The 23176-nt window shown below is 63.0% G+C and carries 19 protein-coding genes; 12 read left to right on the forward strand and 7 right to left on the reverse strand.

The window, feature by feature from the left end:
* Positions 1-77 precede the first annotated feature (77 nt).
* The 3 genes from SB822_RS29400 to SB822_RS29410 all read left to right on the forward strand — a co-directional run bounded on the left by SB822_RS29400 (position 78) and on the right by SB822_RS29410 (position 3010).
* Positions 78-629 (forward strand): shikimate kinase, encoded by a 552-nt coding sequence (locus SB822_RS29400; RefSeq protein ID WP_007585296.1) that lies wholly within the window; start codon positions 78-80, stop codon positions 627-629.
* 7 nt (positions 630-636) lie between these two features.
* Complete coding sequence (gene aroB / locus SB822_RS29405; RefSeq protein ID WP_410856223.1) at positions 637-1728, forward strand: 3-dehydroquinate synthase; 1092 nt, start codon at positions 637-639, stop codon at positions 1726-1728.
* Between the two features lie 85 nt (positions 1729-1813).
* Positions 1814-3010 (forward strand): deoxyguanosinetriphosphate triphosphohydrolase, encoded by a 1197-nt coding sequence (locus tag SB822_RS29410; RefSeq protein ID WP_410856244.1) that lies wholly within the window; start codon positions 1814-1816, stop codon positions 3008-3010.
* Between the two features lie 210 nt (positions 3011-3220).
* Here the strand turns inward: SB822_RS29410 and SB822_RS29415 are convergent, their stop codons facing one another.
* Positions 3221-3604 (reverse strand): YqjD family protein, encoded by a 384-nt coding sequence (locus SB822_RS29415; RefSeq protein WP_007585299.1) that lies wholly within the window; start codon positions 3602-3604, stop codon positions 3221-3223.
* 341 nt (positions 3605-3945) lie between these two features.
* Positions 3946-4668, reverse strand: coding sequence for an OmpW/AlkL family protein (locus SB822_RS29420; protein ID WP_007730737.1), 723 nt, complete (start codon positions 4666-4668; stop codon positions 3946-3948).
* Between the two features lie 187 nt (positions 4669-4855).
* Here SB822_RS29420 and SB822_RS29425 point away from each other — a divergent pair, with 187 nt between their 5' ends.
* The 4 genes from SB822_RS29425 (at position 4856) to thpR (ending at position 13800) form a co-directional block, all read left to right on the forward strand.
* Positions 4856-5563, forward strand: a complete 708-nt coding sequence (locus SB822_RS29425; RefSeq protein ID WP_007585301.1) for a transposase — start codon at positions 4856-4858, stop codon at positions 5561-5563.
* Positions 5564-5873: 310 nt separating this feature from the next.
* Positions 5874-10577, forward strand: a complete 4704-nt coding sequence (locus tag SB822_RS29430; protein WP_007585302.1) for a glutamate synthase-related protein — start codon at positions 5874-5876, stop codon at positions 10575-10577.
* Between the two features lie 112 nt (positions 10578-10689).
* Positions 10690-12156 (forward strand): glutamate synthase subunit beta, encoded by a 1467-nt coding sequence (locus SB822_RS29435; protein WP_007585303.1) that lies wholly within the window; start codon positions 10690-10692, stop codon positions 12154-12156.
* 1029 nt (positions 12157-13185) lie between these two features.
* Positions 13186-13800: an RNA 2',3'-cyclic phosphodiesterase gene (gene thpR / locus SB822_RS29440; protein ID WP_007739210.1), complete on the forward strand. Its 615-nt coding sequence runs from the start codon at positions 13186-13188 to the stop codon at positions 13798-13800.
* Between the two features lie 38 nt (positions 13801-13838).
* On the opposite strand, the gene SB822_RS29445 is transcribed toward thpR, so the two are convergent.
* Together SB822_RS29445 and SB822_RS29450 are read right to left on the reverse strand one after the other, a co-directional pair.
* Positions 13839-15107, reverse strand: a complete 1269-nt coding sequence (locus tag SB822_RS29445; RefSeq protein WP_410856224.1) for a D-amino acid dehydrogenase — start codon at positions 15105-15107, stop codon at positions 13839-13841.
* Positions 15108-15115: 8 nt separating this feature from the next.
* Entirely contained in the window at positions 15116-16387 is a 1272-nt protein-coding gene (locus SB822_RS29450; RefSeq protein ID WP_410856225.1) for an MFS transporter, read from the reverse strand.
* A 372-nt stretch (positions 16388-16759) separates the two neighbouring features.
* Between SB822_RS29450 and SB822_RS29455 the strand changes: the two genes are divergently transcribed.
* Positions 16760-17719 carry a tyrosine-protein phosphatase gene (locus SB822_RS29455; RefSeq protein WP_410856226.1) on the forward strand — a complete coding sequence of 320 codons (960 nt, stop codon included), beginning with the start codon at positions 16760-16762 and terminating at the stop codon, positions 17717-17719.
* 209 nt (positions 17720-17928) lie between these two features.
* Here SB822_RS29455 and SB822_RS29460 read toward each other — a convergent pair whose 3' ends face one another.
* A complete protein-coding gene (locus tag SB822_RS29460) occupies positions 17929-19251 on the reverse strand; it encodes an ATP-binding protein (RefSeq protein ID WP_410856245.1) in 1323 nt (440 codons plus the stop codon).
* Between the two features lie 16 nt (positions 19252-19267).
* Entirely contained in the window at positions 19268-20005 is a 738-nt protein-coding gene (locus tag SB822_RS29465; protein ID WP_007739205.1) for a response regulator, read from the reverse strand.
* Between the two features lie 408 nt (positions 20006-20413).
* On the opposite strand from SB822_RS29465, the gene SB822_RS29470 reads away from it, so the two are divergent.
* The 4 genes from SB822_RS29470 to SB822_RS29485 are packed head-to-tail and all read left to right on the forward strand — an operon-like array spanning position 20414 to position 22328.
* Complete coding sequence (locus SB822_RS29470; RefSeq protein WP_086914446.1) at positions 20414-20605, forward strand: hypothetical protein; 192 nt, start codon at positions 20414-20416, stop codon at positions 20603-20605.
* A gap of 16 nt (positions 20606-20621) precedes the next feature.
* On the forward strand, positions 20622-20831 hold the full coding sequence (locus tag SB822_RS29475; RefSeq protein WP_410856227.1) for a DUF6726 family protein: 210 nt from the start codon (positions 20622-20624) through the stop codon (positions 20829-20831).
* Between the two features lie 30 nt (positions 20832-20861).
* A complete protein-coding gene (locus tag SB822_RS29480; RefSeq protein ID WP_007739200.1) occupies positions 20862-21587 on the forward strand; it encodes a hypothetical protein in 726 nt (241 codons plus the stop codon).
* Positions 21588-21641: 54 nt separating this feature from the next.
* The gene (locus SB822_RS29485) at positions 21642-22328 is read left to right on the forward strand and encodes a flagellar basal body L-ring protein FlgH (RefSeq protein ID WP_410856228.1); all 687 of its coding nucleotides are present in this window, start codon (positions 21642-21644) and stop codon (positions 22326-22328) included.
* A 99-nt stretch (positions 22329-22427) separates the two neighbouring features.
* Here SB822_RS29485 and SB822_RS29490 read toward each other — a convergent pair whose 3' ends face one another.
* Complete coding sequence (locus SB822_RS29490) at positions 22428-23174, reverse strand: response regulator (RefSeq protein ID WP_009771308.1); 747 nt, start codon at positions 23172-23174, stop codon at positions 22428-22430.
* Positions 23175-23176: the final 2 nt, after the last annotated feature.

The following is a 23176-nucleotide window of genomic DNA, read 5'->3' on the forward strand; positions in this document are numbered from 1 at the left end:
GGCCATCAGGCTCGACAAGGCAGGCGCTTTGCCAGTAAGCTGCCGCACGAACTACACCGGATTAGCCAGAGGATAAGTTGCAACCGCGGGACGCACACGCCAACGTTTTTTTTGTAGGGCTCATGGGGGCAGGCAAGACCACCGTGGGCCGGGCCGTGGCGCGCCGGCTGGATCGCCCGTTCTTCGACTCCGATCATGAAGTCGAGGCGCGCACGGGCGCGCGCATCCCGGTGATCTTCGAACTCGAAGGCGAAGCGGGCTTTCGCGATCGCGAGGCGCAAGTGATCGCCGAGCTCACCGGGCGCGAAAGCATCGTGCTCGCCACGGGCGGCGGCGCGGTCTTGCGCCCGGAAAACCGCGACGCGCTGCGCGCACACGGCATCGTCGTCTATCTGCGCGCCAATCCGCACGATCTCTGGCTGCGCACGCGCCGCGACAAGAACCGGCCGCTTCTGCAGACCGAGGACCCGAAAGGGCGCCTCGAAGCGCTCTATGAAGTGCGTGATCCGCTCTACCGCGAATGCGCCGATTTCGTGATCGAAACGGGCCGTCCGTCCGTCAACGGGCTCGTCAACATGGTGCTGATGCAGCTCGAGATGGCGGGCGTCGCCAGGCCTACTGCGTCATAATGACGAGATGACTTCCATGATTACCGTCAACGTCGAACTGGGCGAACGCGCCTATCCCATTCATATCGGCGCCGATCTGATCGGCAAAAGCGAGCTGTTCGCGCCGCATATTCGCGGCGCGTCGGTGACGATCGTCACCAACACGACGGTCGATCCCTTGTACGGCGAAACCTTGCGCAAGGCGCTCGCGCCGCTCGGCAAAGACGTGACGACGGTCGTGTTGCCCGACGGCGAGGCGCACAAGAATTGGGAAACGCTGAATCTGATCTTCGACGCGCTGCTTGGCGCGCGGGCCGATCGCAAGACCACGCTGATCGCGCTCGGCGGCGGCGTGATCGGCGACATGACGGGTTTCGCAGCCGCCTGCTACATGCGCGGCGTGCCGTTCATCCAGGTGCCGACCACGCTGTTGTCGCAGGTCGATTCGTCGGTGGGCGGCAAGACGGGCATCAACCATCCGCTCGGCAAGAACATGATCGGTGCGTTCTACCAGCCGCAAGCGGTGATCGCCGATATCGGCGCGCTGCGCACACTGCCGCCGCGCGAACTGGCGGCGGGGATTGCGGAAGTCATCAAGACGGGCGCGATTGCCGACGCAACGTTTTTCGACTGGATCGAAGCGAACATCGAAGCGCTCAACCGCTGCGAGCCGCATGCGCTCGCCGAAGCGGTCAAACGTTCGTGTGAGATCAAGGCTTCCGTGGTGGCCAAGGACGAGCGCGAAGGCGGTCTGCGCGCCATCCTCAACTTTGGCCACACGTTCGGTCACGCGATCGAAGCGGGGCTCGGCTATGGCGAGTGGCTGCACGGCGAAGCGGTGGGCTGCGGGATGGTGATGGCGGCTGACCTGTCCGTGCGACTCGGCCATCTGGACGAAGCCGCGCGCAAGCGGCTCGTTGCCGTCATCGAGGCGGCGCATCTGCCTACGCAGGCGCCTACGCTCGGCGCGGCGCGTTACGTCGATCTGATGCGCGTCGACAAGAAGGCGGAAGCGGGCGAAATCAAGTTCATCCTGCTGAAGCGTTTCGGCGACACACTGATCACCCGCGCCCCCGACGAGGCGGTGCTCGAAACCCTCGACGCCAGCGTCGGCACCTGACGCGAAGCGAAGCGGCCTGACACAGCGCACAGCGGCCGTCGCATCTGATTCGGAGATATCGGTGAGTGAAATACGCAGCGACCATCTGAGCGAATCACTCGACGCCGCTTCTGTGACGCCCACTACAGGCGTCGTGTCGCTGCCCACCATCGCCGCGCTCGAAGCGCATCTCGCGCCGTATGCCGCGCATTCTTCGCAATCGCGCGGCCGGCGCCATCACGAAGCGCCGCCGAGCGCGCGCACCGAGTTTCAACGCGATCGCGACCGCATCGTCCATTCGACCGCTTTCCGAAGGCTCGAGTACAAGACACAGGTCTTCGTGAATCACGAGGGCGATCTGTTCCGTACACGGCTCACGCACAGTCTCGAAGTCGCGCAGATCGCGCGTTCTGTCGCGCGCAATTTGCGCGTGAACGAAGATCTCGTCGAAGCGATTTCGCTGGCGCACGATCTCGGGCACACGCCGTTCGGCCATGCAGGGCAGGACGCGCTCAATGAATGCATGCGCGACTACGGCGGCTTCGAGCACAATCTGCAAAGTCTCGCCGTCGTCGACGATCTAGAAGAGCATTACGGCGCATTCGACGGCCTGAATCTGTGCTTCGAAACGCGCGAAGGCATCCTCAAGCATTGCTCGCGCGAAAACGCGCGGCGTCTCGGCGAACTGGGCGAGCGTTTTTTGCAAGGGCGGCAACCGTCGATCGAAGCGCAGATCGCCAATCTCGCCGACGAAATCGCATACAACAATCACGACGTGGACGACGGTCTGCGCTCGGGATTGCTCACGATCGATCAGCTCGCCGAAGTCGAGCTATGGCACACGCATTACGACGCAGCGCGGCGCGACTATCCGCAGATCGAGGGACGCCGGCTGATTCACGAGATCGTGCGGCGAATCATCAACACGCTGATCGTCGATCTGATCGACACGACCACGCGCAATATTGCGCGGCATGCGCCCGCGTCGCTGGACGACGTGCGCCGCGCACCGCCGCTGGTCGCGCACAGCGACGCTGTCGCTGCCCAAGCGACGGAACTCAAGCGGTTTCTGTTCAAGAACCTGTACCGCCACTATCGCGTGATGCGCATGGCGAACAAGGCCCAGCGCGTGATCGCCGGTTTGTTCGACGCGTTCATCAACGATCCTCGCCTGCTGCCGCCCGCTTACCAAACGACAGACGCAGCGAAGCAGCCACGTCTCATCGCGCATTACATCGCGGGCATGACGGACCGCTACGCGTCGAAGGAATACCAGCGGCTGTTTATCGTCGATGGCGATTGATGCGGTGATGCGCGGTAGATCCCACCTCTAAACCGCTCAACCCGCGAGGTCAACAGTCTGCGCAACGGCGCAACCGCGCACGAACGTCCGACGCTCGGCCCGAGATAACAAAGGAAGCGGCGCGCAAACACGCGCCGCGCCCGTCTTACACAGCGATCCGAGGTCCAGCCGCCGTGGGCTGGCCGCTTGCCCAGCCCGACGCCGCGTGCGTCAGCGTGAACCGCCTCGCGCAATCAAGGCGCCTGCGATCAGCGCAACGCCACCAACAATGGCGAGCGTCCGCCACGGATTTTCATGGATGTAATCGTCGGCACCGTGCAATGCCGCTTCGGCGCGCTCGCGCATCGCATCGCGTGTGTCGTTCAGACGTGTGCGCGCTTCGTCGAGACGCTTGCGCATCTGCGTGCGCAGCACCGTGGCGTCGGCTTGCGTGCCGTCTCCGAGCGTGTTCTCGAGTTCGGTCATCAATGTGCGCAGTTCGCTTGCAATATCTTCAGCCGCGTGTCGACTGTGGCGCGCAATGCGCCGCGCACGACGGCCAGCCGTGGTCCAGGATTCGCCCAGGGCATCTCGCGTGTTAGGAAGTGCAGTCATGGTCGCTCCGTCGATGAGGGTAGTTGAATATCCCCGCAACACAGCGCGGGAAGTTTCCTCTGACGCAACTTCGATGCCCGCCCTGCGGCATGATTCGCACCGACGTTCCCACTGGACCAATGCATGTCGCATGCGGCAGAAATTGCACCGCTGGCGTGCACGTTTCAGTCAAATTTACAATGGCTGACTCGCGCCGGGCGGCGTGTATGGCAGGAATGATGTCGGGATACGTCGAAGACGAAGGCGTGCACATACAGGTATCGTGAACGCATGGAACAACGCCGACGCGCTTTTGCACATCGGCGTTGTTCAAGCCCGAAAATCTCGTCTACGCTGTTGTGTTAGAACCGGTAACCGAGGTTCACGTACGTGACGATCGGGTTCAGACGAATCTTCGTTTCCGATTGCACGTTGACGGTACCGATCGGCGTCTGCGCCTGGGTGTTCAGCTTGGCGGTAGTCGAGAGCGGCAGATACGAGATCGAGAAGCCCGCGAACCAGTGGTCGGTGAACGCGTACGTGAAGCCGGCATTAAACACGGGCTCCCACGAACTATCCGTCGTGACTGTGGTCGGACCATGAAGTACGTTGCGCTCGAAGGCGCCGTTCGTGATGTGCTCATCGGTGAACGAGACGCGGCTCACGCCCAGGCCCAGATACGGACGGAACTTCGCTTGCGGCTGGTTGAAGTAGTACTTGAACAGCAGCGTCGGGCTCCACTGTTTCGCTGAGCCGAGCTTGCCATATTGCTGGAATGCGCCCGTGCCCTTCAGGTCGAATTGCGGTGGCACGCCGATCACGAATTCCGTGGCGATATGGTCGGTGACGAAATAGCCGCCGGTGAAACCGACGGTGTCGCCGCTGCCGAGTTCGGCGCCCGTGTTGGGCACGGTGATGTTGACGGGCGTACCGTTGACGTTTGTCTCTCTCAACGGGTCACTACTGGACTGAGGCGCGAGATGGAACCATCCTGTTGTAACGAAGAAACTGCCGGCCGATTGCGCGTGCGCTGTGGTTGTTATGCAAGCGAGTGCCGCGACCCCCAAGGCCTGTTTTAATTTCATTTGTGCTCCTCCAAAAAAGGCCCGCCAATTATGACCACAACGTTTCAAACAAACCATACGCGCCGGCTAGAGCGTTCTGCCTAGGCTTTATGCCGCTTTCCGGCAGACCCGCTTGGCGCGTGAGGCCGCGCCGACGCAGTTTTTCGGACCTTCGGGTATGTACCAACGCGACTTTGGATAATCCAGCATGGCACGGCTTGCACGTCTTTATGTCCCTGACCAGCCGCAACACGTGATCCTGCGCGGACTCGACCAGCAGCCCGCATTCGTGGACGACCAGGATTACGAACTGTTCATCGATTGCCTGAAGGCGGCTTCACGCGATCACCATCTGTCCGTTCATGCATACGCGCTGATGCCCGGCGCGGTGCAGCTGCTCGTCACGCCCACCGACGAATCGAGCCTGCCCAAGGCGATGCAGGCCGTCGGCCGGCGTTACGTCGCGCACTTCAATCGCCGTTACTCGCGGCGCGGCACTTTGTGGGAAGGCCGCTATCGCGCGACGGTGATCGAAGGCGAGAAGTACTTCCTGCTCGCGAGCCGCGTGGTCGAAATGTCGCCGGTGCGCAACCAGCTGGCGAGCGCACCGGAAGACTACCGATGGTCCAGTTATCGGCATCACATCGGCCTGACCTTAGACAGTTTGATCACCGATCATCGTTTGTACTGGTCGCTCGGAAATACGCCGTTCGAACGGCAGCGCGCATACCGCGAATTGTGCGAGCAGCCGCTCGACGAACGCGAAGCCAGCCAGCTCCAGCAGGCCACGTTAAAGGGCTGGGTGCTCGGTAGCGACTCGTATCGGGAGTGGGCGGCGCGGGCCGCAAACCGGCGCGTCTCGCCCTTGCCCAGGGGCAGGCCGCGCAAGGTCCGGGAGACGCCACAAACGCAATAAGGCCTTTGTGCTCAATGGCTTGCTGGCGAAAGTAGAAAGCGAACGGCATCCACGCATGCCGTTTTCTTTTGCCCCGTTTTGATATGGCACCAATTAACTGGGCGAAAAATGCACCACATTGATAATAGGGGTCCGACCATCACATTTTGTTTGCTATTCCTTTGATTCGTCGCGTATATTCCGATTTCCGGCGTCCCGATGTGCAACTGCAATATCGCGCGTCCACGGCCGCCCGCGCGGTCGAAGTCCGCACCGCGGGCTAAAACAAAATGGTTCAACGGCCCCACGGCCCCTGACAGACGGTGTCCCCATGAACGACCATCAGCAGCCGCTTTCCACGGTTCCCGCCGCGCAAGGTCTATATGACCCGGCAAACGAGCACGACGCATGCGGCGTCGGCTTCGTTGCGCATATCAAGGGCAAGAAAAGCCACGAAATCATCCAGCAGGGCCTGAAGATTCTCGAGAACCTCGATCACCGGGGCGCCGTCGGCGCCGATCCGCTGATGGGTGACGGCGCGGGCATCCTGATCCAGATTCCGGACTCGTTCTACCGCGAGGAAATGGCCAAGCAGGGCGTGACGCTGCCCCCCGAGGGCGAATACGGCGTGGGCATGATCTTCCTGCCGAAGGAACACGCATCGCGTCTCGCTTGCGAACAGGAACTGGAGCGCACGGTGAAGGCCGAAGGCCAGGTCGTGCTCGGCTGGCGCGACGTGCCCGCCGACCACACTATGCCGATCTCGCCGACTGTGAAGGCGAGCGAGCCGCTGATCCGCCAGATTTTCATCGGACGCGGCAAGGACATCATGGTGACGGACGCGCTGGAGCGGAAGCTGTACGTGATCCGCAAGACGGCGAGCCACCGCATCCAGGCGCTCAAGCTGAAGCACGGCAAGGAATACTTCGTGCCGTCGATGTCGGCGCGCACGGTCGTCTACAAGGGGCTGCTGCTGGCGGGTCAGGTCGGCGTGTACTACCGCGACCTGCAGGACGAGCGCGTCGTGTCGGCGTTGGCGCTCGTGCACCAGCGCTTCTCGACCAACACGTTCCCCGCGTGGGAGCTGGCTCACCCGTACCGGATGATCGCCCACAACGGCGAAATCAACACGGTGAAGGGCAACGTCAACTGGCTGAACGCGCGTACGGGCGCGATCGCCTCGCACGTGCTCGGCGACGACCTGCCGAAGCTGTGGCCGCTGATCTATCCGGGCCAATCGGACACGGCATCGTTCGACAACTGTCTCGAACTGCTCGTGATGGCCGGCTACCCGCTCGTCCACGCGGTGATGATGATGATTCCCGAAGCATGGGAACAGCACACGCTGATGGACGACAACCGCCGCGCGTTCTACGAATACCACGCTGCGATGATGGAGCCGTGGGACGGCCCCGCTGCGATCGCGTTCACCGACGGTCGCCAGATCGGCGCGACGCTCGACCGTAACGGTCTGCGTCCGGCGCGCTATATCGTCACCGACGACGACCTCGTCATCATGGCGTCGGAAGCGGGCACGCTGCTCATTCCCGAATCGAAGATCGTCAAGAAGTGGCGTCTGCAGCCGGGCAAGATGTTCCTGATCGACATGGAGCACGGCCGCATCATCGACGACAAGGAACTGAAGGACAACCTCGCGAACGCCAAGCCGTACAAGAGCTGGATCGATGCCGTGCGCATCAAGCTCGACGAAATCGAGCCGAACGCGGAAGACGTCGTTACGGAACGCCGTGAAGCGGCTGCGCTGCTCGATCGCCAGCAGGCATTCGGCTACACGCAGGAAGACCTCAAGTTCCTGATGGCGCCGATGGCGCAGGCAGGCGAAGAAGCCGTTGGCTCGATGGGCAACGACTCGCCGCTGGCCGTCATGTCCAACAAGAACAAGACGCTCTATCACTACTTCAAGCAGCTGTTCGCGCAGGTCACGAACCCGCCCATCGACCCGATCCGTGAAAACATGGTGATGTCGCTGGTGTCGTTCGTCGGCCCGAAGCCGAACCTGCTCGACACGAACAACATCAACCCGCCGATGCGTCTCGAAGTGTCGCAGCCGGTGCTCGACTTCAAGGACATCGCGAAGATCCGCGCGATCGATCAGTACACGGGCGGCAAGTTCAGCTCGTACGAACTGAACATCTGCTACCCGGTCGCGTGGGGCAAGGAAGGCATCGAAGCGCGCCTCGCGTCGCTATGCGCGGAAGCCGTCGACGCCGTGAAGTCCGGTTACAACATGCTGATCGTGTCGGACCGCAAGACCGACCGCGACAACGTCGCGATCCCGGCGCTGCTGGCCACGTCGGCGATTCACTCGCACCTCGTGCAGCAAGGTCTGCGCACGAGCACGGGCCTCGTCGTCGAAACGGGCTCGGCGCGTGAGACGCACCACTTCGCGCTGCTCGCGGGCTTTGGCGCGGAAGCCGTTCACCCGTACCTCGCGATGGAAACGCTCGCGCAGATGGCAGTGGGCATGAAGGGCGATCTGTCGGCGGAAAAGGCCGTCTACAACTTCACGAAGGCAGTCGGCAAGGGCCTGTACAAGGTCATGTCGAAGATGGGTATTTCGACGTACATGTCGTACACGGGCGCGCAGATTTTCGAGGCAATCGGTCTCGCTGAAGATCTCGTGAGCAAGTACTTCAAGGGCACGGCGTCGAAGGTCGGCGGCATTGGCCTGTTCGAAGTGGCTGAAGAAGCGATCCGTCTGCACCGCGACGCGTTCGGCGACAACCCGGTTCTCGCTAACATGCTCGACGCGGGCGGCGAATACGCGTACCGCGTGCGCGGCGAAGACCACATGTGGACGCCCGATGCGATCGCGAAGCTGCAACACTCGGCGCGCAGCAACTCGTATCAGACGTACAAGGAATACGCGCATCTGATCAACGATCAGACGAAGCGTCACATGACGTTCCGCGGGCTGTTCGAATTCAAGGTCGATCCGTCGAAGGCGATTCCGCTCGACGAAGTCGAATCGGCGAAGGACATCGTCAAGCGCTTTGCAACGGGCGCGATGTCGCTCGGCTCGATCTCGACGGAAGCGCACGCCACGCTCGCGGTCGCGATGAACCGTATCGGCGGCAAGTCGAACACGGGTGAAGGCGGCGAAGACGAGAACCGCTATCGCAACGAACTGCGCGGCATTCCCATCAAGAATGGCGACACGATGAAGTCCATCCTCGGCGATGAAGTCGTGACCGACATCCCGCTGAAGGAAGGCGATTCGCTGCGCTCGAAGATCAAGCAGGTCGCGTCGGGCCGTTTCGGCGTGACGGCGGAATATCTTGCTTCCGCGGACCAGATCCAGATCAAGATGGCGCAGGGCGCGAAGCCGGGCGAAGGCGGTCAGTTGCCGGGTCACAAGGTGTCCGAGTACATCGGCAAGCTGCGTTACTCGGTGCCGGGCGTCGGCCTGATCTCGCCGCCGCCGCACCACGACATCTATTCGATCGAAGATCTCGCGCAGCTCATTCACGATCTGAAGAACGCGAATTCGGCGGCGAGCATCTCGGTGAAGCTGGTGTCGGAAGTGGGCGTCGGTACGGTCGCTGCGGGTGTCGCGAAGGCGAAGGCCGATCACGTCGTGATCGCCGGCCACGATGGCGGCACGGGCGCATCGCCGCTGTCGTCGGTGAAGCACGCCGGCACGCCGTGGGAACTCGGCCTTGCGGAAACGCAGCAGACGCTGGTGCTGAACCAGTTGCGCGGCCGTATCCGCGTGCAGGCCGACGGTCAGATGAAGACGGGCCGCGACGTCGTGATCGGCGCGCTGCTCGGCGCGGACGAATTCGGTTTCGCGACGGCGCCGCTGGTCGTCGAAGGCTGCATCATGATGCGCAAGTGCCATCTGAACACGTGCCCGGTCGGCGTCGCGACGCAAGACCCCGTGCTGCGCGCGAAATTCCAGGGCCAGCCGGAACACGTCGTGAACTTCTTCTTCTTCATCGCAGAGGAAGTGCGCGAAATCATGGCGCAACTGGGTGTACGCAAGTTCAACGACCTGATCGGCCACAGCGAATTCCTCGATATGAAGAAGGGCATCGAGCACTGGAAGGCGAAGGGTCTGGACTTCTCGCGCGTGTTCTACCAGCCGAGCGTCCCCGCGAGCGTTGCGCGCATGCACGTCGATTCGCAGGATCACGGCCTCGACCGCGCGCTCGATCACGTGCTGATCGAGAAGGCGAAGGCTGCCATCGAGAAGGGTGAGCATGTGTCGTTCATCCAGCCGGTGCGCAACGTGAACCGTACGGTCGGCGCGATGCTGTCCGGCACGATCGCGAAGAAGTACGGCCACGACGGTCTGCCCGACGACGCGATTCACATCCAGTTGAAGGGCACGGCGGGCCAGAGCTTCGGCGCGTTTCTCGCGAAGGGCATCACGCTGGATCTGGTCGGCGACGGCAACGACTACGTCGGCAAGGGTCTGTCGGGCGGCCGCATCATCATCCGGCCCACGAACGATTTCCGCGGCAAGTCCGAAGAAAACATCATCTGCGGCAACACGGTGATGTACGGCGCGATCGAAGGCGAATCGTTCTTCCGTGGCGTTGCGGGCGAGCGCTTCTGCGTGCGTAACTCGGGCGCGACGGCGGTTGTCGAAGGCACGGGCGACCACGGTTGCGAATACATGACGGGCGGCACGGTCGTCGTGCTCGGCGAGACCGGCCGTAACTTTGCGGCGGGCATGTCGGGCGGTCTCGCCTACGTGTACGACGTGGACGGTTCGTTCGCGGCGAAGTGCAACAAGTCGATGGTCGCGCTCGAACCGGTGCTGCAACAGGCCGAACAGGAACGCACGGTCGACAAGGCGCTGTGGCACATCGGCCAGACCGACGAAGCGCTGCTCAAGGGGCTCATCGAACGTCACTTCCAGTTCACGGGTTCGCCGCGTGCAAAGGCGCTGCTCGAAAACTGGGACGCGTCGCGCCGTCAGTTCGTGAAGGTGTTCCCGACCGAATACAAGCGCGCGCTGGGCGAAATGGGCGCGAAGAAGGCAGCCAAGGAAGTACTCGCGGCCTGATCGTTTCCCGACCCAACCAGACGACATAACGAAGCGCACCTGCCGCGCGCGCGTGAAAGCGCATGCGGCGGGCGCCGATCCCCTCACCGATTAGATAGACATAGAGAACCATATGGGCAAGGCAACCGGTTTTCTCGAGTTCGAGCGCCGCCACGAGGCGTACGAAGCACCCCTCACGCGTGTGAAGCACTACAAGGAATTCGTCGCAGCATTGACCGACGACGAAGCCAAGATTCAGGGCGCGCGTTGCATGGACTGCGGCATCCCGTTCTGCAACAACGGCTGCCCGGTGAACAACATCATCCCGGACTTCAACGACCTGGTGTTCCGCCAGGACTGGAAGAACGCGATCGAAGTTTTGCATTCGACGAACAACTTCCCCGAGTTCACGGGCCGCATCTGCCCGGCGCCGTGCGAAGCGGCGTGCACGCTCGGCATCAACGACGACCCGGTCGGCATCAAGTCGATCGAGCACGCGATCATCGACAAGGCGTGGACGGAAGGCTGGGTCGCGCCGCAACCGCCGAAGCACAAGACTGGCAAGAAGATCGCCGTCGTCGGTTCGGGCCCGGCGGGTATGGCGGCTGCGCAGCAACTCGCGCGCGTCGGTCATGACGTGACGGTGTTCGAGAAGAACGATCGCGTCGGTGGCCTGCTGCGTTACGGCATCCCTGACTTCAAGCTGGAGAAGTGGCTGATCGACCGCCGCATGCGCCAGATGGAAGCGGAAGGCGTGACGTTCCGCGCGAACGTGTTCGTGGGCAAGGACCCGCTTCCGGTGCACATCGGCAACACCGCGAAGGAAACCATCACGCCTGAGGAACTGAAGGATCAGTTCGATGCCGTGATTCTGACGGGCGGCTCCGAGACGCCGCGTGATTTGCCTGTGCCGGGGCGTGAGCTTGCGGGCATTCATTACGCGATGGAGTTTTTGCCGCAGCAGAACAAGGTCAATGCGGGCGACAAGGTTGCGGATCAGCTGCTCGCGAAGGGCAAGCATGTCGTCGTGATCGGCGGCGGCGATACGGGTTCGGATTGCGTCGGCACGTCGAACCGTCATGGCGCGAAGGGCGTCACGCAGTTCGAACTGCTGCCGCAGCCGCCCGAAGAGGAAAACAAGCCGCTCGTGTGGCCGTACTGGCCGGTCAAGCTGCGTACGTCGTCGTCGCATGAGGAAGGCTGCGAGCGCGATTGGGCTGTTGCTACGAAGCGCTTTGAAGGCAAGAACGGCAAGGTCGAGAAGCTGATCGCGGCGCGTGTCGAATGGAAGGAAGGCAAGATGGTCGAAGTGCCCGATTCCGAATTCGAAATGAAAGCCGATCTCGTGTTGCTGGCGATGGGCTTTACGCAGCCCGTTTCGCCTGTGCTTGAGGCCTTCGGCGTCGATAAGGATGCGCGTGGGAATGTGCGTGCTTCCACCGAAGGCGATAAGGCTTATTACACGTCGGTCGAGAAGGTGTTCACCGCGGGTGATATGCGGCGTGGACAGTCTCTCGTAGTGTGGGCTATTCGCGAAGGGCGGCAGTGTGCGCGGTCAGTTGATGCTTATCTGATGGGGCATTCTGAATTGCCGAGGTAAGGGTTTTGGTTTTGGTTTGTCTGCGACGCTGAGTTGTTTGCGCATGCGAGGGCGCTTTTGGTTTGGCGCCTTCGCGGCGCGGGCGGTTTGGTTTTTGCGCTTTGCTGCGCGGGCATCTGTCTCTTGGTTTTTGTGTGCTGGCGGCGCCGGTCGGGGTGTCTACCTTTGCGCTGGCATCCGCGATTTGCCTTCGTGCTTCAAGCGTCGCCCCTGTGCGGGGCGGCACCTACTTTTCTTTGCCGCCGCAAAGAAAAGTAGGCAAAAGAAAGCGGCTCACACCGCCAACATTTCTTCCTGCCTGAGGGACCCCAACCGGTCCCTTACTTCAGGCGACAACTTCTCGATTCAAGTTCGTTGCCAGCGCTCTTGCAGTGCGCCTCACCCGCTTCACGCTCCCGCGTTTCAGCATGCCTTGCCAGATAGTCCACCGCCGCCCAGGTGGCAAACTGTGTGTAGGCCGTAGCACTCCACTCGCCTCACTTCGGACCGATAGCGCAGGTGTTCCACCCTGTAAGAGCGCCAAGCTATACGACGCGACAACCTACACACAGTTTGCCACCTGGGCGGCACATACCGTTCGCTGCCGTGAGCCCATGTACGGGTGTTTGAAGCGGGTGAGGCGCTCATTCGAAGCGTTGGCAACTCGCGTGAACAGAAATGCTGCCGTGTGAAGTGTGGGACCGGTTGGGGGCCCTCAGGCAAGAACTAGAACTGGCGGTGTGAGCCGCTTTCTTTTGCCTACTTTTCTTTGCGGCGGCAAAGAAAAGTAGGTGCCGCCCCGCACAGGGGCGACGCTTGAAGTACGAAGGCAATACGCGGATGCCAGCGCAAAGGCAGACACACCGACCGGCGCCGCCAGCACACAAAAAGCAAGAGGCAGATGCCCGCGCAGCAAAGGCAAACACTAATCCGCCCGCGCCGCGAAGTCGCCACCCGAATGCCAGCGAAAGCGAAAAACGAAAACCAAACCACACCACGATCGAACAGGCATAAAGTGTGACTGAGCGGGAACGCGCCAGGAGAGCTACGATGCAACGCACCGATCCGCAGCCAGACCAAAAAGAAAGCGCCGGGTCCGCCTCAGACCCGAATAGCGAACTGACCGATCAGCATGACTACCAGCGTTGCTTCATAGCGCTAGTCCCCGACACGGCGACCCGCGACGCGCTATCGTCCATCGACATCCCCACGACTGCGCGCCGCGTCCCCTACGAACAATTGCACCTGACGGTAACGTTCATCGGCGTACTGCCACAAGAAAAAGCCGCACCGCTGATCGAATCACTAACGCACGAGACAGTGCCGCTCAAGCTCACGCCGATAACAAAAATCGAACATTGGCCACGCGCCTCACACCCGCGCCTGACGGTGGCGACACTCGCCATGTCCGATGAATTCATCGCACTGGACTGGCGCGTGCGCTCGTCGATGATCGCGCTCGGCCTGCCCGTCGATGCCCGTACATTCCGGCCGCATGTAACGCTCGCGCGCTACCGCCAGGACGCGGCGGCCGTCGGCCCCGCAACGGACTTGCAAGACGAACTGATCGCGCGCTTCGACTCGTTGACGCTCTATTCGAGCACGCTAGCTCGCACAGGCGCGCGATATCGATCACTGGCGAGCGTGCCCGTCGTCTACGCGTGACGCGCAAGGCAGACCAAACGCAGCAGACCAAACAAAAATCACGACCCGCGATACCGCTCCAACGTCAACCCATCCAGATCGATTTCCGGCTCGCGCCGCGTAATCAGATCCGCGACCACCCGCCCCGACCCCAGCGACATCGCCCAGCCCGTCGAGCCATGTCCAAGATTGATCCACAACCTTTCAATGCCGGACGGCCCAAGCAACGGCGCGCCATCGGGCGTCATCGGACGGCGTCCAACCCAGAACTGTGCGGAAGAGGGCGCCGTCGCATGTGGGAACCAGTCGTCGAGCACTTTCATCAGCGTCTGTAGCGCCTGCTCGCGCAAGGTCGTCTGCCGGTTGCCAAGCTCGGCCGTACCCGCGACGCGCAGATTGGGCCCGAACCGCGTTATCGCCGTCTTCAACGATTCGTCCATCAATGCGGCACGCGGCGACTTTTCATCGTCGACGATCTGTAGCGTCGCCGAGTAGCCCTTCACGGGATACAGCGGCACTTTCACGCCATGCGGCGCAAGCAGATCCGCGCTATCGACGCCCGCCGCCACAACAATGGCATTCGCCACCAGCGTCTCGCTGCCCGCCGCGCTCTCGACATGCACACCATGCACCGCGCGGCCACGCACGTCGAGCGCCGTCACACGCGTATCGAAGCGAAAGCGCACGCCGTTCGCCTCGCAGATCGCGCGCAATTCGCGCGTGAAGCGTGCGCAGTCACCCGCTTCGTCGTCGGGTAGATAGAGGCCGCTCAACGGCGCCTGACGCGCCCAGCGCAGTCCCGGCTCGATCTCGGCGCATTCGGCCGCGCTCACTTCGCGATGCTTGATGCCCGCGTCGCGCAGCACGGCAAGCGCGGGCTGCGCGAGTTCGACGTCGAACGCCGTGCGAAAGAGTTGCAGATAGCCCTGGCTGCGTCCGTACTCGAACGGATGATGCCCGCGAAACTCGCGCAGGCATTCGCGGCTGTAGTACGCGATGCGCTGCATCCGCTGCTTGTTGACGCGAAAGCGCGCGAGATCGCATTCGCGCAGCCAGCGCGCGATCCAGCGCCATTGCGCCAGATCGAACGTCGGCCGGAAGATCAGCGGCGACGCGGGCTTGAACAGATACTTCAGGATCTTGGCCGGCATGCCAGGCGCGGCCCACGGCGTCACGTAGCCGGGCGCGATCACGCCCGCATTGCCGAAGCTCGTCGCGAGCGCGACGTCGGATTCGCGCTCGATCACGGTGACGTCGCAGCCGCGCTCGCGCAGGTAGAAAGCGGTGGCGACACCGATGATGCCGCCACCGAGAACGATCGTTTGCATGGGTGGTATTACACGTGTTCCGCCGATTCCGCGCTTTCGGCGGCAAGCGATTTGCCCTTCGTTTCAGGCAGCGCCAGCGCCGCCACGACGACGAGCAGATAGCCCGAACCCGCGACGATGCCGATCGCCTTCACGAGCGTCATCGTCTGCGACAGCGTGCCGACCAGAATCGGAAAGAACGAGCCGACACCGCGCCCGAGGTTATAGCAGAAACCCTGGCCCGAGCCGCGGATCGCATTCGGATACAGCTCAGATAGATACGCACCAACGCCCGCGAATATTCCCTGCACGACGATGCCGAGCGGAAAACCGAGCAGCAGCATCGCGCCATCGGTGATGGGCAGCATCGTGTAGACCATGCCCAGCAGGAACGAGCCGATCGCGAACAGGATGAACGACGCGCGCCGTCCGATCCGGTCCGAAAGAATCGCGCCGACGATATACCCGATGAACGAACCGACGATCAGCACGACCAGATAGCCGCTCGTGTTGAACACGGACAGATGGCGCACGGTCTTCAGATAAGTGGGCAGCCAGGTCGTGATCGCGTAGTAGCCGCCTAGCATGCCGCTGCATAGCGCGCTGCCGAGAATCGTCGTTTTCAGGTGCGTTGCGGAGAAAATCTGCAGGAAGTGGGAGGTGTCGAAACCGCTGTCGCGCGCGCTGCGCGTCGCGATATAGATGTCGGGATCGCTGACGTTGCGGCGGATATAGATGATCCACAGCGCGGGCACGATGCCGATCCAGAAGCACGCGCGCCACGCATATTCTTCGGGCAGCAACGCAAAGAACGCCCAGTAGAGAATCGCCGCCGCTCCCCAGCCGAACGACCAGCTGCTCTGCACGGTGCCGACGGCTTTCGCGCGATGCTGCGGCGAGCGGATCGTCTCCGCCATCATGATCGTCACCACCGACCATTCGCCGCCGAAGCCGATGCCTTGCAGCGTGCGCGTCGTCAGCAGTTGCCAGAAGTTGTGAGTGAAGCCGGACAGGCAGGTGAACAGCGCGAAGGTCGCGATCGTCCATTGCAGCACGCGGATGCGGCCGTAGCGGTCGGCGAGTACGCCCGCCATCCAGCCGCCTATCGCCGACGAGATCAGCGAACTGGTCGCGATCATCCCCGCTTCGCTTTTCGACATGCCCCACGTCGCGATCAGCGTCGGAATCAGGAACGAGTAGATCATGAAGTCGAACGCGTCGACGGCATAGCCGCCGAAGCCCGCGTAGAGCGTGCGCCTTTCGCGCGTCGACAACTCGGTAAACCACTGAAATGACGCCATCCCCTCTCCTGTGATCCCGTGTACGTGGGTTGCTGTTGTGATTCTGATGTTCGTCCGGCGTGCCGCAGGTGGCTTGTATTCTACGGTCCGCCTCGATTGAGGCCAATGCGCGGCAAAAAAAGCGCGCCCGTATTTCAGCCCGCGTCTCACATGGCAGGAACGGCGGGCGAGGCGCCCACATTGCGATTCCTTACTGATTGCTACTGTGTAACCCTCGAGCTGTTTTCGTCCATTACACTGCACGTCGACGCCGTAAGTGATCGACCCATACGGTTAACTACACTGTCGATCGGTTCGTCAAACCTGCACGTGACCCGCGTGCGTCTTTCGCATCTGCGCGCGGCATTCGCGCCGCACCTTGTAGACACAACAATGACTTCCTCTGCGAAAGCGGACATTTCACTCGCCGCTGCGCATGATCTCTACGCCTTGCCGATTGCGCTGGCGCCATCGCGCGCGCGAGCGCAACTCGCGTCGCGCCGCCGCTTCCTGAAGAGCACGGCGGGTGCGCTGCTGCTCTCCGGCATGAGTAGCACGTTGCTGACGGCGTGCGGCGGCAACAACGCGGGCTCGGATCAGGCGCCGACGCCGCGTCTCGCGTCGCTGGAAAACTTTCGTGATGTGGGTGGGACGGCGGCCGGCTATCCGACCGTCGACGGCCGCGTCGTGCGGCGCAACGCGTTCTACAGATCGAATGCACTGACGCAAAACGCCGCCGATGCAGCCGTGCTCGATTCGCTCGGCATCGCGGCTGTCTACGATCTGCGTACGCCCGGCGAGATCGATCGCGCATCCGACGCGCTGCCCGCCAACGCGGCATACGTGAAGATCAACGTCACAGGACGCGAGGACGTCATCACACCCATGCAGGGTAGCGAGGCGAGCGCGGTGTCGTCGATGGAACGCGCACAGCGGCTCTACGTGACGGATGCCGTGCAGCGCGCGGCATTCGGCTCGTTGCTTTCGCAACTCGCCAGCACGGCGGGCCCACAGCTGATTCATTCGAGCGCGGGCAAGGATCGCGCGGGCTGGGCCGCGGCGCTCTTGCTGAGCATCGCCAACGTGCCGTTCGACATCATCATGCAGGACTATCTGCTGTCGAACACGTATATGGCGAATTCGATTTCGGCGCGCGTCGAGGCGCGCCGCCAGGAGAGCGGCGATCCGGCCGCGAATGCGGAAAAGCCGCTTGCGAGCGTGCAGACCAGCTATTTGCAGGCGTCCTTCGATCAGGTGCAATCCAGCTACGGCACGATGTCAGGCTATCTCACGCGCGGGCTCGGCCTCGCGCAATCGACGGTCGATACGTTGCGCGACCGCCTTCTTCTCTGATTTTTCCGTCGCGCAAAGAAAAAACGGCCCGTCCCAGGTGGCAGCGGGACGGACCGAACAGGGAGGCGCCGAGGACGCCGGATTGCACTATAGGTCCGCAGCGCGGTGAAATGGCGCAACCGTAAGGCAAGGTAAGCGCAAACCGCGCGTACGTAACGTGAGTAATGTTTCCAACGTGCGTTAGCCGCTATTCGCGGCTTGGAATCGCCTCAAGCTTCCGGCACGGCGACAGGCAGCGCGACGCGCACATGCAGTCCGCCATCCGGGTGATTCTCCACCGTGCACTTGCCGCCGCGATGATGCGCAAGGCGCACGACGATCGCGAGGCCCAGTCCGCAATGCCCTTCGCCGCCGCGCGCCGCATCGAGCCGCACGAACGGCTTCATCGCGGCGGCGATGCGGTCCTCAGGGATACCCGGCCCATGATCGCGGACGTCGATGAACCACTGCAGTTCGTCGCGCGACGTCGCGATTTCGACGGGCGGCGCGCCATGCTCGAACGCGTTGTCGACGAGATTGGTGACCAGCCGGTCGAGCAGCGTGCGCGGCAGCGTGAAACGCGAACCGGCCTGCAGATCAAGCCTGAAAAGCGGCGCTTCGGCGTTGTCGCTATCGTCGGCTTCATCAGCTTCATCAGCTTCATCGTCTTCACTGCCGTCCGTGGAAGAAAACTGCTCGCGCAGGAAACCGTCCACTTCCGTCATCGGTCCCGATTCCGCCGACTGTCCCGCGAACTCCAGAAACTGCTGCACGATGTTCGTCAGCGAATCGACGTCGCGGATCAGGCCCGCGCGCTCGTGCTCGTCGGCGAGCACGCTCGCGCGCAGCTTCAGACGCGTGAGCGGCGCTTTCAGATCGTGCGCGACGCCAGCGAGCATCACGGCCTGATCGTCGCCCGCTTCGTTCAGGCGCCGCATCATGTCGTTGAAAGAGCCGATCAGATCGCGCAGTTCGCGCGGTCCCTGTTCGGAGACGGGCTCGGGCCGGCTGCCTGCGCCGAACGCGCGCGCCGCATGCGCGACGCGCGTGAGCGGGCGCTGCATCTGCCAGACCGCGAGCAGCGACAGCAGCAGCGCGGCGAGCAGCATCGAAACGGATTCGATCACGAAGCGCGGGCGCGGTGGAACATCGACGGGAATCACGACCCACATCGACTTGCGCGGAAAGCGCACCCACAGACGCGGCATATGCGTGTCGTCGACGGCGATCTCGGTGCCGGCGGGCAGGCTCGCGCGCAAATGGCGCGTGAGCTCGACGAACGGCCTGCGCGTGGGCGGTTCGAGATGGACGGTGGCCGGCATGTTCCATGTCGGCACGAGATGCACGCGTAGCGCCGGCGCGACGTCGGCGCCGTTGACGGGCTCACCGTTCGCGGCCTGCAGCGCGAGCAGAATGCCGCGCGCGTAGCCATCCACCTCGTGATGCGGCGGCTGCATCACGACCAGCACGAACCAGCCAGCCTGAATCGCAAACAGCACCGCCGACGACAGCAACGCCATCCTGCCGAACAGCGTATTCAGCGGATTCCTGATGCGGGTCACGCGAGCATCACGCGGGATCGGCGGCGAAGGGCGCGCCATTGGGGTCCGCGTCGGGGACGAACACGTAGCCCTTGCCGCGTACCGTCTGCACGTAGCACGGATTCGACGGATCGTTTTCGATCACGCGGCGCAGACGCCAGATAGGCACATCGAGACTGCGGTCGCGGAACGGCAGGTCGTCGCGATGCACGAGATCGTGAATCAGCACGCGCGACAGCACCTTGTACGGATTGTTGACGAAGATCTTCAACAGCGCGAATTCGCTGTCGCGCAGCGTGACGCGCGTCTCGTCGCGTGACAGCGTGCGCGTTGCGAAGTCGAGTTCGAACGGACCGAAGCGATAACGCTTGCGCGCTTCCGGCGCGCTCGTCGTCGCCGGGCCGCGACGGCGCAGCACCGTCTGGATGCGCGCGAGCAGTTCGCGTGGATCGAATGGCTTCGTCAGATAGTCGTCGGCGCCCAGCGACAGCCCGATGATGCGATCGGCCACCGTGCCGCGCGCCGTCACGAAGATCACGGGAATGTCGTCGCCGGCGGCGCGCAACGCGGTGAGCGCGCGCAGGCCGTCGGTGTTCGGCATCATGATGTCGAGCACGACGACGGAAGGCCGCTCCCGTTCGAGACGGCGTTGCAGATGCGTGCCGTCATGCAGCACGGATGCATCGTAGCCATTCGATTGCAGGAAGCGGCAAAGCAGATCGCGCACGACGGGATCGTCGTCGACGATGAGGACCTGTGGATTCATACCGAAATTCTAGTCCGGCAAGGCTGGTCGGCGGTTGAAGCTTTCCTTACCAACACTTACTCAAACTCTCATGCAGCGTGCGCGCGGCGCGCGGCTTCTCGAGCCTTCCTTGCCGGGCGGGGCGGCGCGACCTGCCGCGCGCGTTGCAGTCCGCAATATTTCTGTCGCGCGCGCCTTCCGGATGTTGAGCGAAAACCTCTGCTTTTTGCGGGTTTGGAAAGATTTCGCGTGCATTCGCAAGCGGTCGTAAGTACCTCAGAAATACGTGCGTTGCTTGAGCCATCGTGACAACGAGGCAGACGGGATCATTCGCTACGCCACACGCCGCCGTGTGCGCCGGACTCAGCGATGCTTTCGCGAACGGGCGCACGGCGATCCCGAAGACTCTCGCACTTCACGAGGTTTGCCATGACTGTTCAGAACAACCACTTCACCACGCAACTGCAAAGCATCGCCCGACCCTCCGCTGCTGAAAAGCCGTCCGCGCGCAGCACGTCCACGACGGCCGCCTCGACGGCGACGGGCGACAAGGCGGGCGCCACGCAAACGTCCGCGTCGCCCGTCGGCATGGTCGGCAATCACGTCAACACGACGGCCTGACGTGCCGGAGTTCGCCGTGCCGAAATCATGCTTTTACACGCGCGTAAGACGCGCTGCTGCGCGTCTCGCGATGTGGTCGGCCGTGGGCGCGGCGGTGCTGCCGCTCGACGGTTGCGCAGTCGCGGCGCTGCCGTGCCGGCTGACCTCGGCGACGCTGAAGATTCTGCCCGTCGTCGGCCATGTGGCCGCGACGCCGTTCGACGCCTGTGCCGCAGCCATCGACTGAGCTGCTGCCATCAGTTACGCGAGGCGAGCCATGCAACTCACTTCGATCGGGCGCGTGCTGACCGCATGCGCTGTGGCCATGTCCTGTGCGCTGATGCCGTTCGCGGCGAGTGCGCAGAACATGTTGCCGCCGCAACAGGCGGCCGCGCTGCGCATGTCGGCGATCGGCGCGAAAAAGCGCACCGTCGACAAACCGTTCGCGTTTCGCGGCATTCCGCTCGGCATCACGCTCGACGAATTTCGCGCCGTCTCGCGGGTGCGCGCGACGCCGCTCGGCAGCGTACCTGTCTGCGAGACGGACAACGTCGCGGGTTCGCTCGGCATGCGGTTGAAGACGTCGCAGAGCCTGACGATCGCGTGCCAGTGGGCGCATCGCGCGGCGGACGGCTGGGAAGTATCGCGTGCCGTCGTGGACGGCACGCCTGCTGACGAGCATGTGCTGCGCTTCGTGCGCGTCGATGGGCAGAGTGGCTTCCGTCTGTACGAGATTTCGTTCGTGATCGACGAGATCACGGCCGACGATCTGCGCGACGCGTTCGAGGACCGCTACGGCGCGCCACGTACGGCGACACAGGTGAGTTCGCCGACGGCTGGCCAGCTGCCCGTCTACATCTGGGAAAACGACGTGAGTTCGATCACGTTGTGCCTGTTGCCCGCGACGCATAACGCGACGCTCATCTACCTGTTGAAGGACCCGGACGCGTATATGAAGTCGGTCGTGCGGCAATGGCAGGCGAGCAGTCCCGACGCGGGTTGACCGGAGATTTCGATTGGCTTCGTTGCTTAATCACACGCAGGGGCACGACACACCATGAACGCCATGCACATGCCACGCACCGCCGCCGTGCTGACGAGCGCCGCCGTCTTCTACGCGCTCGCCGGTTGCGGCGCCACGAAAGATTCGATCGTCGACACACCGATGCTGCCGCCGCTGTCGACCGCGCCGCTCAACGTGAACACGCAGGGCGCGATCTTTCAGGCGGGCACGGGGATTCTGCTGTACGAGACGCCGCGTGCGCAGCATATCGGCGACGTGCTGACGATCCGTCTGTCCGAGTCGTACACCGGCTCGAACAGCACGAATGCGCAGGCGAGCCGCGCGAGCGACATCACGGCCGAAGCCGCTGACAAATCGACGGGTACGGCGGCGCGTCTGGCGCGGCTGTTCAACATCGGCTCGGCGAGCACGACGTTCAAGGGACAGGGATCGATTGCCGACACGAGCGGCATGACGGGCACGCTCGCCGTCACGGTGATCGGCACGATGCCGACGGGCAACCTGGTGGTGTCGGGCGAGAAGCTGATTTCGATGGGCGGCAACCGTGACCGGCTGCGTCTGTCGGGCATCGTGAACCCGAAGGATATCGAGTCGGGGAACTACGTCGCGTCGAGCAAGGTGGCGAACGCGCGCATCGAGCAGGCGGGGCAAGGCATGCTTGCCGATTCGACGACGCTTGGCTGGCTGCAGCGCATGTTCATGAGCGTGTTGACGTTCTGATGCTTTGCGCGGGCGGCGCGCTCGCGCGTTCCTGCTTGCGTTGGCGCGCGGGCTGTTGGCGCTTGCCGATGTGCGCGTGAAGCGCGGCGCTGCAGAGCGTCAGAGATTTGCGACGGGCGCGTCGTAACGTTCCGCTGCGCCGATCTCGCCATCCGGCACGAACACATAGCCTTTGCCCCATACGGTCTGCACGTAGCGCGGCTCGGACGGATCGACTTCGATCAGTCGGCGCAGGCGCCAGATCGACACATCGAGGCTGCGATTGCGGTGCGTATCGGTGCCGCCGTGCAGTTTTTCGAGCAGTTGCGCGCGCGTGAGCACGGTCATCGCGTGCGAGACGAACACTTTTAGCATCGCGAATTCGCTGGAGCGCAGGGCGATGCGTTCGCCGTCGCGACGCAGTTCGCGCGCGGGGAAATTCACTTCGAAGCGACCGAAGCGATACGGCGCGCGATTTTCGGGCGCGCTCGGCGCTGCGCTTTCGCGCCGGCGCAGCACGCTGCGGATGCGTGCGACGAGTTCGCTCGGATCGAATGGTTTGCCGAGATAGTCGTCTGCGCCCAGTTCGAGACCGATCACGCGATCGATCACATCCGCGCGCGCGGTCAGCAGGATCACGGGGATGTTGTCGCCTGCGAGACGTAGCGCGCGCAACGCGCTGATGCCGTCCAGCTCGGGCATCATGATGTCGAGCACGACGAGCGCGGGACGTTCGTGCTGCAGCGCCTGTTGCAGCGCCATGCCGTTCTCTAGCACGGATACTGTGAAGCCACGGCCTTGCAGATAGTCGCGCACGATGTCGCGGACGACCGGGTCGTCGTCGACGACCATAATGGATGAGTTCATCC

Origin of the sequence: Paraburkholderia sp. SIMBA_054 (assembly GCF_046534875.1) — a bacterium.
Taxonomy (GTDB): Bacteria; Pseudomonadota; Gammaproteobacteria; order Burkholderiales; family Burkholderiaceae; genus Paraburkholderia; species Paraburkholderia hospita.

What these genes read in the sequence shown, in the direction of transcription:
- SB822_RS29420 (WP_007730737.1), bottom strand. Translation starts at nt 4,668, where the DNA reads ATGAAATTAAAACAGGCCTTGGGGGTCGCGGCACTCGCTTGCATAACA.
- SB822_RS29485 (WP_410856228.1), top strand. Translation starts at nt 21,642, where the DNA reads ATGAACGCCATGCACATGCCACGCACCGCCGCCGTGCTGACGAGCGCC.
- SB822_RS29470 (WP_086914446.1), top strand. Translation starts at nt 20,414, where the DNA reads ATGACTGTTCAGAACAACCACTTCACCACGCAACTGCAAAGCATCGCC.
- SB822_RS29430 (WP_007585302.1), top strand. Translation starts at nt 5,874, where the DNA reads ATGAACGACCATCAGCAGCCGCTTTCCACGGTTCCCGCCGCGCAAGGT.
- SB822_RS29445 (WP_410856224.1), bottom strand. Translation starts at nt 15,107, where the DNA reads ATGCAAACGATCGTTCTCGGTGGCGGCATCATCGGTGTCGCCACCGCT.
- SB822_RS29450 (WP_410856225.1), bottom strand. Translation starts at nt 16,387, where the DNA reads ATGGCGTCATTTCAGTGGTTTACCGAGTTGTCGACGCGCGAAAGGCGC.
- SB822_RS29480 (WP_007739200.1), top strand. Translation starts at nt 20,862, where the DNA reads ATGCAACTCACTTCGATCGGGCGCGTGCTGACCGCATGCGCTGTGGCC.
- SB822_RS29435 (WP_007585303.1), top strand. Translation starts at nt 10,690, where the DNA reads ATGGGCAAGGCAACCGGTTTTCTCGAGTTCGAGCGCCGCCACGAGGCG.
- aroB (WP_410856223.1), top strand. Translation starts at nt 637, where the DNA reads ATGACTTCCATGATTACCGTCAACGTCGAACTGGGCGAACGCGCCTAT.
- thpR (WP_007739210.1), top strand. Translation starts at nt 13,186, where the DNA reads ATGCAACGCACCGATCCGCAGCCAGACCAAAAAGAAAGCGCCGGGTCC.
- SB822_RS29490 (WP_009771308.1), bottom strand. Translation starts at nt 23,174, where the DNA reads ATGAACTCATCCATTATGGTCGTCGACGACGACCCGGTCGTCCGCGAC.
- SB822_RS29425 (WP_007585301.1), top strand. Translation starts at nt 4,856, where the DNA reads ATGGCACGGCTTGCACGTCTTTATGTCCCTGACCAGCCGCAACACGTG.
- SB822_RS29465 (WP_007739205.1), bottom strand. Translation starts at nt 20,005, where the DNA reads ATGAATCCACAGGTCCTCATCGTCGACGACGATCCCGTCGTGCGCGAT.
- SB822_RS29455 (WP_410856226.1), top strand. Translation starts at nt 16,760, where the DNA reads ATGACTTCCTCTGCGAAAGCGGACATTTCACTCGCCGCTGCGCATGAT.
- SB822_RS29415 (WP_007585299.1), bottom strand. Translation starts at nt 3,604, where the DNA reads ATGACTGCACTTCCTAACACGCGAGATGCCCTGGGCGAATCCTGGACC.